Annotated in this window: 13 protein-coding genes and 2 tRNA genes; 14 read left to right on the plus strand and 1 reads right to left on the minus strand. The window is 36.0% G+C overall.

Annotation, left to right across the window (positions count from 1 at the left end; translation table 11 throughout):
* Positions 1 to 43: 43 nt before the first annotated feature.
* Positions 44 to 268: a helix-turn-helix domain-containing protein gene (locus tag ACOI1D_RS00315; RefSeq protein WP_089531918.1), complete on the minus strand. Its 225-nt coding sequence runs from the start codon at positions 266 to 268 to the stop codon at positions 44 to 46.
* Positions 269 to 507: 239 nt separating this feature from the next.
* Between ACOI1D_RS00315 and ACOI1D_RS00320 the strand changes: the two genes are divergently transcribed.
* The 14 genes from ACOI1D_RS00320 to ACOI1D_RS00385 all read left to right on the plus strand — a co-directional run bounded on the left by ACOI1D_RS00320 (position 508) and on the right by ACOI1D_RS00385 (position 13,971).
* Positions 508 to 960, plus strand: coding sequence for a MarR family winged helix-turn-helix transcriptional regulator (locus ACOI1D_RS00320; RefSeq protein WP_422498280.1), 453 nt, complete (start codon positions 508 to 510; stop codon positions 958 to 960).
* 23 nt (positions 961 to 983) lie between these two features.
* Positions 984 to 1,799, plus strand: coding sequence for a glutamate racemase (gene racE / locus ACOI1D_RS00325; RefSeq protein ID WP_422498281.1), 816 nt, complete (start codon positions 984 to 986; stop codon positions 1,797 to 1,799).
* 138 nt (positions 1,800 to 1,937) lie between these two features.
* On the plus strand, positions 1,938 to 2,990 hold the full coding sequence (locus ACOI1D_RS00330) for a GerMN domain-containing protein (protein WP_422498282.1): 1,053 nt from the start codon (positions 1,938 to 1,940) through the stop codon (positions 2,988 to 2,990).
* 116 nt (positions 2,991 to 3,106) lie between these two features.
* A complete protein-coding gene (gene rph, locus ACOI1D_RS00335; RefSeq protein ID WP_422498283.1) occupies positions 3,107 to 3,871 on the plus strand; it encodes a ribonuclease PH in 765 nt (254 codons plus the stop codon).
* Positions 3,871 to 4,464 carry an XTP/dITP diphosphatase gene (locus ACOI1D_RS00340; RefSeq protein ID WP_422498284.1) on the plus strand — a complete coding sequence of 198 codons (594 nt, stop codon included), beginning with the start codon at positions 3,871 to 3,873 and terminating at the stop codon, positions 4,462 to 4,464. The genes rph and ACOI1D_RS00340 overlap by 1 nt, the downstream gene beginning before the upstream one ends.
* A gap of 15 nt (positions 4,465 to 4,479) precedes the next feature.
* Positions 4,480 to 4,992: a metallophosphoesterase gene (locus ACOI1D_RS00345; protein ID WP_422498285.1), complete on the plus strand. Its 513-nt coding sequence runs from the start codon at positions 4,480 to 4,482 to the stop codon at positions 4,990 to 4,992.
* Positions 4,993 to 5,121: 129 nt separating this feature from the next.
* Positions 5,122 to 5,195, plus strand: a tRNA-Gly gene (locus tag ACOI1D_RS00350).
* Between the two features lie 22 nt (positions 5,196 to 5,217).
* Positions 5,218 to 5,291: transfer RNA gene (locus ACOI1D_RS00355), tRNA-Arg, on the plus strand.
* 236 nt (positions 5,292 to 5,527) lie between these two features.
* On the plus strand, positions 5,528 to 6,505 hold the full coding sequence (locus tag ACOI1D_RS00360; protein WP_422498286.1) for a DUF3196 family protein: 978 nt from the start codon (positions 5,528 to 5,530) through the stop codon (positions 6,503 to 6,505).
* 128 nt (positions 6,506 to 6,633) lie between these two features.
* Positions 6,634 to 7,920: a trigger factor gene (gene tig, locus ACOI1D_RS00365; RefSeq protein ID WP_422498287.1), complete on the plus strand. Its 1,287-nt coding sequence runs from the start codon at positions 6,634 to 6,636 to the stop codon at positions 7,918 to 7,920.
* Positions 7,921 to 8,347: 427 nt separating this feature from the next.
* Positions 8,348 to 9,622: an ATP-dependent protease ATP-binding subunit ClpX gene (clpX, locus tag ACOI1D_RS00370; protein WP_422498288.1), complete on the plus strand. Its 1,275-nt coding sequence runs from the start codon at positions 8,348 to 8,350 to the stop codon at positions 9,620 to 9,622.
* A gap of 291 nt (positions 9,623 to 9,913) precedes the next feature.
* Entirely contained in the window at positions 9,914 to 12,244 is a 2,331-nt protein-coding gene (lon, locus tag ACOI1D_RS00375) for an endopeptidase La (RefSeq protein WP_422498289.1), read from the plus strand.
* Entirely contained in the window at positions 12,231 to 12,812 is a 582-nt protein-coding gene (yihA, locus tag ACOI1D_RS00380; RefSeq protein ID WP_422498290.1) for a ribosome biogenesis GTP-binding protein YihA/YsxC, read from the plus strand. Before lon ends, yihA begins: the two co-directional genes overlap by 14 nt.
* A gap of 340 nt (positions 12,813 to 13,152) precedes the next feature.
* The gene (locus ACOI1D_RS00385) at positions 13,153 to 13,971 is read left to right on the plus strand and encodes a transporter substrate-binding domain-containing protein (RefSeq protein WP_422498429.1); all 819 of its coding nucleotides are present in this window, start codon (positions 13,153 to 13,155) and stop codon (positions 13,969 to 13,971) included.
* Positions 13,972 to 13,975 lie beyond the last annotated feature (4 nt).

Genomic DNA, 13,975 nt, shown 5'->3' on the forward strand with positions numbered 1-13,975 from the left:
GTTAAATAAAAAACCGACTACCATTGAGGATAGTCGGTTTTTTTTAGAGCTTTAGTTCTCCCATACGAATAAGCTCTAGCACAGCTTGCGAACGCCCTTTGACTCCTAATTTTTGCATAGCATTTGATATGTGATTTCGGACAGTTTTTTCAGAAATAAACAATTCCTGGGCAATTTCTTTCGTTGTTTTATCTTGAACGAGTAATTCGAAAACTTCTTTCTCCCGTTTCGTTAATAATTGCTTTGGTTTGTAGTCGTTGTCCTTCAAATGTTAACCCCTCCTTGCTGACATAAAGCTGTGTAACGAAGGGAAATTATTTAGTCAATATAGCTTATGAATCCTAATGTAATCAGTGCACACAATTTAAACCATATTTAAAAAATAGTGTACTTACTCATTAATACGGAGATTTTACAGAAACATGATGAGGGCGAAATACAAGTATAACTAAGGCCATTATGTTAAAATATAGTCAGGTTGACGAAATATTATGGGAGGTAACTCACTTGGAGAATGGTGTAACAACTGATGCAATTATTGATGCTGAAAAAAGATTGCGATATATAGCTGGAGTTATCAAGCAAAACGGGCGTAAAATACTTAACAATTATCCTATTACTTCACCTCAGTTTGTAGCCCTGCAATGGCTACTTGAAGAAGGCGATTTAACAATTGGTGAGTTATCGAATAAGATTAGTTTAGCTTTTAGTACTACTACTGATTTAGTTGATCGTATGGAAAAAAATGAATTGGTTGAACGTGTCCGTGATTTAAATGACCGTCGTGTTGTAAGAATACATGTGTTAGAAAAAGGAAATACAATTATCCATGAAGTGATTAAAAAACGGCAGGAATATTTAGGTGAAGTGTTAGTTAATTTTTCAGAGGATGAAGCTGATACGTTGAATAAACTGTTAGCATTTCTACATGAACAAATGAAAATAGTTAGTGAAAAATAACAACTTAGAAGAGGCGATTATCGTTGGATAAAGCAATTGGTGTCATTGATTCGGGTGTTGGTGGTTTAACTGTTGCACACGAGCTAATGCGACAATTACCTAAAGAAAGGCTCTTATATGTAGGAGATACGTTAAGATGTCCTTATGGTCCTAGATCTGAATATGAAATTAAAAAATATACGTGGCAAATGGTTAACTTTTTGCTGGAGAAAAAAATAAAGATATTGGTAGTTGCATGTAATACTGCAACTGCGTTTACGTTAAGTGAGTTACAGGATGAATTAGATATTCCAGTCATTGGTGTCATTAACCCAGGAGCACGTGCAGCAATAAATGCCACAAAAAATATGCATATTGGTGTCATTGGTACAGAGGGCACCATTCGAAGTAATGCTTATCCAAATGCGCTATTAAATATAAATTCAGAGATTCATATAAACGCTGTTGCCTGCCCTTTATTTGTTCCAATGGTAGAAAAAGGAATATTGCATGGTGAAACAACATTGCAAATCGTTTCTGAAACGTTGGAACCAATGAAAAATAATCATATTGATACATTAATCCTGGGGTGTACACACTATCCACTAATCAGGGATACCATCCAGGAAGTAATTGGGGAACATGTTTCTATCATATCATCGAGTGAAGAAACTGCTCGTGATACTAGTGCGATTTTAGAGTACCATGAAATTATGAACAAGGAAGATAGGGTTCCGTATCACATTTTTTTTACTACTGGAGATTTGGATAAATTCAGTAGCATAACAAATCGGGTATTTAAGAGTTCGGAGCAAAATTCTGACTCTGTAGTAATTGAACACGTCACCATTAATGAATAGGCTCTGTTTTTCAGAGTCTATTTTAGATATATGTGTGTTTATGTGAGCAATTTGTCGGAAAAATTATTGACAGGTTTGGTCTAATTCTATGATGGGCTCGTATATATAGTAGTACAAACCATCGTAGGAGGTAATGACATGCGGATGCGCGGAGTTTTTTTAATAACGGGTATAATGAGTATTTCCGTAATATTGACTGGGTGTCTACAAGGAGAGCAATCCTTAATAGACCCACCACAGGATGCTGCAGAGGTAAATAGCACAGAGAACAAAGACTCTATGGATACAAAAGGGCAAACCGAAGAAGAAACAGAAGAAACAGTCGAAAGACAATTGTTTCTTATTGATTCAAATGGAATGGTCGTACCACAAACACTCGAGCTTCCTGTTACAAACGAAGTTGCAGAACAAGCACTGGATTATTTAGTGAAAGATGGGCCAGTAACACAACTGCTACCAAACGGTTTTAGAGCCGTTTTACCAGCTGGCACAGAAGTTTTAGGTGTAGACATAACGGAAGACGGAACGATGATTGTAGATGTATCCAATGACTTTAAAGAATACAAAGCGGAAGAGGAACTAGAAATATTGCAGGCAATGACATATACAATGACACAATTTGACAATGTAGATAAGATCAAGTTATGGATTAATGGGTATCCTGTTAATAATATGCCTGTAAGTGGTACGCCTGTATCTGATGGATATTCTAGAGCAAACGGCATAAATATGATCCAAACTGATACGACAGACTACTTAGCAACTACACCAGTTACATTATATTATCCAACCGCACACAATGACATAAACTATTATGTTCCAGTGACACAATACGTGGATATGGAAGGTGTAAGTGATTACGAATCGATTGTGAGTGCTATGATTGAAGGGCCACAATATAATACAAATCTGATAGATGTGTTTAATTCATCTACATCATTAGTAGAAGAGCCTAAGTTAGATGACGGTGTACTTGAATTAGTTTTCAACAACGAAATATTGTTAGACGAAGAGAATGCAGTGATTGCTGATGATATTATAGAAACATTGGTGAGAACTTTAACAGAGAATAAAGAAGTAAAAGCAGTAGACGTAAGAGTAAATCAGGTTGAACAAATTTTTAACGAAAGTGGAAAAGCTTACACTGAACCAGTTACAAAGAAAATGATTACACCAGCTGAAAAGCTGTAAACAAGAGGCTGTTCATCAGCCTTTTTTGTTTGTGCGGATTAAATTAGATAGTATTTACATGTATCTTTTTAATTTATATGTTACCATTAATTTTGCAATTAAGGAGGCGTATGAACTTGAGAAATGACAATCGAAAATCAGATGAATTACGTACTATAAGTATGAATACAGATTTTATTAAACACCCAGAAGGATCAGTATTGATTCATGTAGGAGACACAAAAGTTATTTGTAACGCAAGTATAGAAGATAAGGTACCTCCATTTTTGCGGGGGCAGGGTAAGGGCTGGATAACTGCTGAATATTCAATGCTACCAAGAGCAACGGATAAACGAAATATTCGAGAATCATCAAAAGGAAAAGTAAGTGGACGTACAATGGAAATTCAACGCTTAATTGGACGCGCCTTACGATCTGTTGTTGATCTGGATAAAATTGGTGAAAGAACCGTTTGGGTTGACTGTGATGTAATTCAGGCTGACGGGGGGACCCGAACTGCGTCTATAACAGGGGCTTTTGTAGCGGTCGTTCTTGCTTTCGGCAAATTACTGGACGCTAAAACGATTAACAAAATGCCAGTAACTGATTTCTTGGCAGCAACGTCAGTAGGTGTATTAGAAGGCGGCAGTGAAATTCTGGATTTAAACTATCTGGAAGATTCCAAGGCGCAAGTGGATATGAACATTGTAATGACTGGCTCAATGGAATTTGTCGAAATACAAGGTACTGGGGAAGAATCTACTTTTTCCTACGACCAATTACAAAACATGCTTAAGCTCGCTACAAAAGGTCTTAAGGAAATAATTGAAGATCAAAAAGAAGTTTTGGGTGAACTCGCTGACAGAGTTGGAGAGACAAAACGTTCATCAGGTGAAAAATAGTGAAAGAGGTCATAGTAGCAACTAAGAATAAAGGCAAGGCAAGGGAATTTGCAGAGTTTTTTGCACCTTATGGGATTCGTGCGCTCTCTTTATGGGACCTTTCTAAAAATCTACCAGACATTGAGGAAACAGGTGCCACCTTCGAGGAAAATGCAGCATTAAAGGCCGAAGATATCTCATCATTTCTAAAATTACCCGTTGTTGCAGATGATTCAGGGCTGGTTATTGATGCGCTACACGGTTCACCTGGAATCTATTCAGCAAGATATGCTGGGGAACCTAAAAATGACCAAACTAACATCGAAAAAGTATTAGCTGAACTTAAAGGAGTACCAGCAAAAAAAAGAACAGCTCGATTTGTTTGTATTCTTGCAGTAGCAGCACCGCATGTAGAGACAACTTACTACAAAGGGATCTGTGAGGGATCCATTTCAACTAGTTCCAGTGGTGACAATGGATTTGGATATGACCCAATATTTATACCCGAAAATTCTAATAAAACACTTGCGGAGTTTACGCCTTTGGAGAAAAATAAAATTAGTCATCGAAAAAAAGCAATTGTACAGCTCGATAGTTGGCTAAAAAGCTTGTAGCAGGGAGTGAACACCATGACGAAAGTTTTATTTATGAGTGATAGTCACGGATTAACAAAGGAAATTAATCTAATAAAGAGCCGTGAAAGCGTCGATTTGATGATACATTGTGGTGATTCGGAATTAGAGCTAGATGCAGAGCAATTAAATGGTTTCGTCAGGGTAAGAGGAAATTGTGATTTTGATAGTCGTTTACCAGACGAACAAACAATTTCAATTGGAAATCTTAATTTTTTTATTACCCACGGACACTTACATCAGGTGAAGTCAGGTTTATCGAAACTGTCTTATCGTGCTGAAGAATTAAATGCAACTGTTATTGGTTTCGGTCACACACACATCGCTGGGGCTGAAAAGGTAGGTGGTCAACTCTTTGTGAATCCAGGTAGCATTCGCTTACCAAAAGGAATACAAGAAAAAACGTATGCAATTATGGAATGGGAAAATGCTGATGAAGTTAGTATTAAATTTTACACTGTTGAAGGAAGCTTAGTTGAACAGTTAACATATTTTACTTCATTGTTTTAGATGGTCAGCTTATTAATTATTGTTGAGTTAATGAGCTGCCTTTGTTAATTCTGTGATAAAAGTCTTGACAAAACAAGTGCTATTGCCTATAATAATTCTTGTCCGCTAAAAATCTAAGACAGTAACTACGCGGGTGTAGTTTAGTGGTAAAACCTCAGCCTTCCAAGCTGATGATGAGGGTTCGATTCCCTTCACCCGCTCCATACATATTTACTTATAAATTATGTCCCAGTAGCTCAGTTGGATAGAGCAACAGCCTTCTAAGCTGTGGGTCGCAGGTTCGAATCCTGCCTGGGACATCATGCTTTAAGAAGGAACCTATGCATCATTATAGGTTCCTTCTTTTTTGCACTAGTTTTTTAGTTGATATCACAGTGATACTAGTATAGTTGTAGCTGTTGCTCTACACGTTAAACAACCTGACCAGAGCAATTTATTCCTTTAAGCAATTGAAATGTTTATTTTGTGGAGAAAACGGGAAGGTGTATTTATTATATGTTTTGTATTAGAATAAAGCTAAAGGAGGTGACAATTAGTGGGAAATGAGAAGGTCATTCTGTTTCCGAAATGGAAAAAGACATTAGAAGAAGATAGTCTAGTCGCGTTAAAAGAAAAAAGATATGAAGAGGCTTTACATAAACTCGATAAACTGATTAGTTATGAGGTGGACAGTCACGAGATTGTGATTGGAAAGCTTATATGTCTTATGGAGTTAGATAGATATGAAGACGCACAGGAGCTATGTGAACAACTACTAGAAGTAAAGAATGAAAACTATTATCATTATCTACATATATATTTAACCATTTTATTTCAAACAAGTCAGTACCATAGGCTTATGGAACAAGTGGAAATTGAACTAGACACTGATACTGTGCCACTTGAAATGAGACAACAATTTCAGCAACTGTATAACATGAGTGAAAAAATGCGTAATGAAGTTATTGTTGAAAGACAAAAAGAATACATAAGTGATTTATTACAGGCAGTAAAAGATGAGAATCATGTGAAACAGTGGAGATCAGTTGAAAATTTACGTAGAATTAAAGCCAACCCAGTTAAAACAATGATCAATAAGCTTTTAACAGAGAATTTAGTTCACCCCGTAACGAAGACAGCTATTTTCCTGTGGCTTAAAGACAGCGAGTATAACGAATCAGTCCAGGTGAATAAGCTGGACATGCAGTTTCAGGTAACGCCTAATGTAGTTTCAGATATTACCTCTCATAGTATGTACAAACAAATTTTGTTGCTGATCAATAAAATTGAATTGAAGAACCCGACGCTATACCAATTAATGGAAGCTTTGTTATATCGTTATATATATGTGAGATATCCAATACTTCCTTCAAGTGAACATGTTAATGAAATAGCGAAAGCATTAACAAATATAGGTGAATCGTACATGGGGAGGCAGTATCAATCAGATTCTGAGCTCGAGGCAGTTGTGTTACGATACCAAAATGAAATCAAGTTGTGTGAATCACTGTATTTAAGCATTATTGAAGACTGATTGGGTTAAGTTTGTAATTCTTGAAAGACTTAATAATTATGTTATAATGATGTGGTTGTAAATTTGAATCAAATACTGGATAATTGAGTAAAAATTTAAAGGAAACAATAGATTTTGGAGGGAATTATATGACAGCAAAATGGGAAAAACAAGAAGGAAATGAAGGATTACTAACAATTGAAGTTAGTTCTGAGGAATTTGACAAAGCAATAGACCAAGCGTTTAAAAAAGTGGTCAAAACAATCCAGATACCTGGATTCCGTAAAGGAAAAGTACCACGCAAAATTTTTGAAAATCGTTTTGGTGTAGAGTCGTTATATCAGGATGCGGTTGACATTGTATTACCAACAGCATATACAAACGCTGTAGAGGAAACGGGTATTGAACCGGTTGAGCAACCTGAAGTAGACATAGAAGAAATTGAACAAGGGAAGAACCTTGTATTCACTGCTAAAGTAACAGTTAAACCGGAAGTGAAACTTGGAGAATACAAAGGGTTAGAAGTAGAGGAAGAAACAGTAGAAGTAACCGATGAAGACGTACAACAAGCAATCGATGGCCAGCGTGAACAGCATGCTGAATTAATCGTTAAAGAAGAAGGAAAAGTTGAGCAAGGTGATACAGTAGTAATGGATTTTGAAGGATTTTTAGACGGAGAAGCGTTTGAAGGTGGAAAAGGTGAAAACCATTCGCTAGAAATTGGCTCTGGTCAATTCATTCCTGGTTTTGAAGAACAGTTGGTTGGAAAAGATGCAGGAGAAGAGCTAGAAATTGATATTACTTTCCCTGAAGAATATCATGCTGAAGACCTAGCAGGTAAAGCAGCTATTTTTAAAGTGAAGATTCATGAAATAAAAGCAAAGGAATTGCCGGAACTTGACGATGAATTTGCTAAAGACTTAGATACTGAAGTTGAAACGCTTGATGAATTGAAAGCTAAGAAAAGAACAGAGTTAGAAGACCAAAAGAAAAAAGATGCAGAAAATCAAAAGCGTGAAACGTTAATTGGAAAGGCTTCAGATAACGCTGAAGTTGATGTTCCAGAAGCAATGGTTACCACTGAACTCGATCGCATGATCAAAGAATTTGAACAACGCTTGCAAATGCAAGGCATGACAATGGAAATGTATTTCCAATTCTCAGGTCAAGACGAAAATGCATTAAAACAACAAATGAAAGATGATGCAGAAAAACGTGTTAAGACTAATTTGACGTTAGAAGCCATTTACGAGGCAGAAAACCTAGAAGTATCTGAAGATGATGTTGCAGCCGAACTTGAAAACATGGCTTCAATGTATCAAACTGACATTGATCAGCTCAAGCAAATGCTTGGTGGGAACACAGATGCTATCAAAGAGGATCTTAAATTTAAAAGAGCTATTGATTTCTTAGTTGAAGAAAGTAAAGTTGTTTAATTAGTTACAAACATGTTTATTTAAAACAAAATGAGGCAAATATAACAAGGCATGATAACTTCATGCCTTGTTTTAGCAGAAAGAAAGTATAAAAACTTTCTTTTTGAATAAGTGCAACTTAGGCTATCGCCATAAGGCTTGGCGATAAGTCAAGTTTTCTAACACTTTTCCAAGTTGTAATCTTTCCAGTGGATACTTACATATAATAATTTAGTACACTATTTGGGGATAATAAAAAAAGGAGTAAAAGAATCAAATCTAACGGTTATGATTTGACTTTTATTATAATTTCTCCATAATTAAAAAATAAATATAGAAAAGTATATTGTTTTGTTTTCTGATTTTGTTCTGATATGATGGGCTAAGAAAGTTGAATCCTAAAACAGAAAAAATTAGGACTAGATTTAGACTTTTAGGGGTGAAGAGTATGTTTAAATTTAATGAAGAAAAAGGTCAATTAAAATGTTCGTTTTGTGGTAAAAGTCAAGATCAGGTTCGTAAATTAGTTGCCGGACCAGGTGTATATATATGTGATGAATGTATAGATCTTTGTACGGAAATCGTAGAAGAAGAACTTGGTACGGAAGAAGAAACCGAATTTAAAGAAGTACCAAAGCCTAAAGAAATCTGCGAAATTCTAGATGATTATGTTATTGGTCAAGAAAAAGCAAAGAAAAACTTGTCAGTAGCGGTATACAATCATTATAAGCGTATTAATTCACCAAAAAATAATGACGATGTAGAATTGTCCAAGAGTAATATTGCAATGCTCGGACCAACAGGTAGTGGTAAAACACTACTCGCACAAACATTAGCAAGAATTTTAAATGTACCTTTTGCTATTGCTGATGCGACCTCATTAACGGAAGCTGGTTATGTTGGAGAAGATGTAGAAAATATCCTTCTGAAACTAATTCAGTCAGCTGATTATGATGTTGAGAAAGCAGAAAAAGGAATCATTTACATTGACGAGATCGACAAGGTTGCACGTAAATCCGAAAATCCTTCTATTACACGAGATGTTTCCGGTGAAGGTGTCCAACAAGCATTACTTAAAATTCTTGAAGGTACGGTAGCAAGTGTACCGCCTCAAGGTGGTCGTAAGCACCCACACCAGGAATTTATTCAAATTGACACCACTAACATTTTGTTTATCTGTGGTGGAGCTTTTGACGGAATCGATCAAATCATTAAACGCAGACTTGGTAAGAAAATTATTGGGTTCGGCGCTAGTGATAAGCAGCAGGATTTAGATGTAGGTGAACTACTTTCAAAAGTACTACCTGAAGATTTATTACGTTATGGGTTAATTCCAGAATTCATTGGAAGATTACCTGTAATTGGAGCACTAGAACCATTAGATGAAGATGCACTTGTTGAAATTCTGACAAAACCTAAAAATGCATTAGTGAAACAATATGAAAAACTTTTCCTAATGGATGACGTGGAGCTTGAGTTTGAAGAAGAAGCATTAATCGAAATATCCAAAAATGCCATAAAGCGTAAGACTGGAGCACGTGGATTGCGTTCCATAATTGAAGGTTTGATGCTTGAAGTAATGTTTGAACTACCTTCTCGTAATGATATTGAGAAATGTATCATTACAAAAGAAACTGTTACTTTAGAGGATGGTAGTCCAAAACTTATATTCAAGGATGGTACTGTAAGGGATGAAAATAAGTCACCAAGGGAAAGTGCATAGTGCATAATACGTAATAAACTGTTAAAGACTGACTAGAAAGAATGATTAGCTCAACTATTGCTTTCGTACCATGAGCAGAAGTTCTAATTATTCTTATGGTTAGTCTTTTTCTCTTTCATTCATACATACGACTCACTTGGTAGGTAATACTAAAAAAGCTGTAATCCGAAACTTCCCGACCGAAAACCGTATATATTTACAAATGGGAAATTTTTCATTACACTTTATCCTTAAGCCAACAAAGTAAATTAAAAAATTGAACTATTTCATATATACATGGAGGTACATATAATGACAAATAAAACACTTCAGCTTTCCCTCCTTCCATTACGTGGGTTACTTGTTTTCCCATCAATGGTTATACATTTAGATGTTGGTAGGGAGAAGTCTATCCAAGCATTAGAAAAGGCAATGATGGAAGATCAGACAATATTTTTAGCTGCTCAAAAAAAAGTAAGTCTGGACGACCCAAGCCCTGAAAATATATTTCGAGTTGGTACAGTAGCAAAGGTGAAACAAATGCTCAAGTTACCAAACGGAACACACAGAGTATTGGTAGAAGGGCTATATCGAGCTGAAATTATCCAGTTTGTAGAAGAAAAAGATCAATTTCTAGTTGAAATTGAAGAAATGATAGAAGAACATGGAGATAAGAATGAAGAAGAAGCACTAATGCGTTCATTATTAAATCAGTTTGAACAATACATTAAGGTCTCAAAAAAGATAAATCAGGAAACATTAGCAACAGTTTCTGATATTGATCAGGCAAGTAATCTTGCAGACATAATAACATCCCATCTTTCTCTTAAATTGAAAGAAAAACAAGAACTTTTAGAAATAAGTAATGTTAAGAAACGTATACAACGGTTAATTAAACTTATATCCAATGAGAAAAAAGTACTTGATTTGGAGAAGAAAATTGGAATGCGGGTTAAGAATTCAATGGAGAAAACCCAAAAAGAATATTACTTACGTGAACAGTTAAAAGCCATTCAAAAAGAACTTGGTGATAGAGAAGGTAAATCCGGTGAGGTCGATCAGATTCGTGAGAAAATCGAACAATCAGATATGCCCGAACGAATCCTGGAAGTTGCGTTAAAGGAATTGGATCGTTATGAAAAAGTTCCACAAAGTTCTGCTGAGAGTTCAGTTATCCGAAATTACCTTGAGTGGTTATCAAATTTACCCTGGACAAATGAAACCCAAGACACAATTGAGATTGAGCGTGCCCATAAAATACTTGATGAGGACCATTATGGACTCGAAAAAGTAAAAGAACGTGTGCTGGAATACCTTGCTGTTCAGAAATTAACCAACTCTATAAAAGGACCTATTCTTTGTATTGTTGGACCTCCAGGCGTAGGCAAAACTTCCCTGGCAAAATCAGTTGCTCGAGCAATAAATCGCAACTTTGTTCGTGTATCACTTGGTGGAGTACGTGACGAGGCTGAAATCAGGGGTCATAGACGAACTTATATAGGTGCTATGCCTGGCCGAATCATTCAAGGAATGAAAAAGGCAAAATCAGTTAATCCTGTATTTCTTTTAGATGAGATTGATAAGATGTCCAATGATTTTCGTGGGGATCCTTCGTCAGCAATGTTAGAGGTTCTTGACCCAGAGCAAAATAGTAACTTCAGCGACCATTTTATTGAAGAAACCTATGATTTGTCGAACGTTTTGTTTATTGCAACTGCTAATTATGTGAATAATATTCCTGGTCCACTATTAGATAGAATGGAACTAATTTCGATAGCAGGATATACAGAAGTAGAGAAACTTCATATAGCAAAAGAGCATTTGTTACCAAAACAACTAAAAGAAAATGGCTTGAAAAAGGGTAATTTGCAACTTCGTGATGAAGCGTTATTAATGTTGATTCGTACTTATACACGTGAAGCTGGTGTACGTAGTTTAGAACGTCAACTCGCAAGACTTTGTCGTAAAGCAGCCAAAATAATAATATCTGAAGATAAGAAAAAGATTATCGTAACAACAAAAAATATTGAAGAACTTTTAGGGAAAGCGGTTTATCGATATGGTCAAATGGAACAAGAGGATCAAATTGGAACTGCAACTGGATTAGCATATACAGCTGCCGGGGGTGATATTCTTTCTATTGAGGTTTCCCATTATCCAGGTAAAGGTAAATTAACCTTAACCGGTAAGCTTGGGGATGTAATGAAGGAGTCAGCTCAAGCAGCATTCAGTTATATTCGATCCAGGGCAACCGAATTGAATATAGACCCAAATTTTCATGAAACCTTTGACATTCATATTCATGTGCCTGAGGGGGCTACTCCAAAAGATGGTCCATCAGCAGGAATTACAATGGCTACCGCTCTAGTTTCGGCGCTTACAGGACGTGCTGTTAAAAAAGAAGTTGGGATGACAGGAGAAATCACGTTACGCGGGCGTGTCCTTCCAATAGGTGGGTTGAAGGAAAAATCTTTAAGTGCTCACAGAGCCGGTATTACGACGATTATTATTCCTGAAGAAAATGCGAAAGATATTGATGATATTCCAAAAAGTGTACGTGATGATTTGACATTCATTAAGGTTAACCATTTAGATCAAGTATTAGACCATGCATTGGTGGGAGAAGCAAATGAAAGTAAATAACGCTGAGATTGTTATTAGTGCAGTTAGTCAAAAGCAATATCCAAATGATCGCTTGCCAGAGATTGCCTTGGCAGGCAGATCAAATGTTGGTAAATCTTCTTTTATTAACAAATTAATTAACCGTAAAAATTTGGCAAGAACATCATCTAAACCAGGGAAAACACAGACATTAAATTTTTATAAAATCAATCAGTTTTTTTACTTTGTTGATGTTCCTGGCTATGGCTATGCTAAAGTCTCAAAATCAGAGCGTGATAAATGGGGCGTCATGATGGAAGAGTACTTTGAAACTAGAGATACTTTGAAAGCTGTTATGCTTATAACAGACATCCGTCATGAACCGACTGCTGATGACATTAGCATGTATCAATTTTTAAAACACTTTGAACTACGAGTTATCGTGATTGCAACTAAGCTAGATAAAATTGCTAAAGGGAAAAAAGCTAAACACCTAAAAAGAACTAGGGAAACACTCCAAATGGACAAAGATGACTTAGTTATTCCATTCTCCGCTGAAACAAGTGAGGGCAAGGATGAAGCTTGGGGTGTAATTAGACAATATCTATAAAACTACTTAGTAGAGAACCTGGCTTATCACCAAGCCTTGTGTATACTTCACTGCTAAAAAAGCCTTGATGAAGCCTTCATCAAGGCTTTTTTAGTATCAATAGAAAAGACAGTGTCATTCGTTTATTAGAGTATTATGGTGCATTTATTAATATTTGTAAGGTACAAAGAGATATTTTCATTACAGTGGTGAATTTGTACAAATAGTCAAAAATATAGAATTGCATGCAATTAGTATATTTTCTGTTAACTTGTTATAATTATATAAATTAGTTCTGAAAAGAATATAGATTTATACATATTATTGTGCGGGCTAAAATATAAAAGGGGATGTGTTGATCATTAAGAAACTAACTATTATATTAATTTTCACTTTGCTAACTTTGCTGTTGGCAGCATGTGGATCAGATGAAGGATCTGAAACAACTGGGGATAGTACATCAGGTGATGCTTCAGGTGAAGAATTTAAATTAATTGAAGAAGGAAAGCTTAACTTTGCTGCTTCTGGAGAGTTCAAGCCATTTAGTTATATGAAAGATGGAGAAATGATTGGCTATGACATTGCAGTAGCTGAAGCAATTGCTGAAAAGCTTGGTCTAGAAGCTGTACAGCAAAAAGCTAAATTTGCTGCCATTGTAACTGGTGTAAAATCTGGTCGTTATGATATAGCGGTGGCAAGCCATACAATAAATGAGAAACGTCTTAAGGAGGTCAACTTCTCAGATCCTTACTACTATTCAGGTCCAGTGATATATACACGACCTGACAGTGACATTGAGTCAGCTGCCGATCTAGAAGGTAAAGAAATTTCCGTTTCAAGGGGCTCTACTTATGTAGATATTGCCAAAAAATATACCGATGATATTCCACAGGTAGACAGTGATGTTGTTGCACTGCAATCACTTGCAAAGGGTCACCATGATGCAGTAATTACAGATAAGATTACCGGTCAAACAGCAATTGACAGTGGTTTGAAAATAGAAAGCCGTGGACAATTGGGTGTCAGTAAACAAGCTGTTGCGGTTGCAAAAGGTAACGATAAATTATTGAAAGCAATTAACGAAGCTTTACAGGAATTAAAAGAAAGTGGAAAACTTGCAGAACTATCAAAAGAATGGATTGGTGTAGACATTACCGACGAACCTAAAGAAGTAAAATAAGATA

Source organism: Virgibacillus sp. DJP39 (assembly GCF_049310925.1).
Taxonomy (GTDB): domain Bacteria; phylum Bacillota; class Bacilli; order Bacillales; family Amphibacillaceae; genus Virgibacillus_F.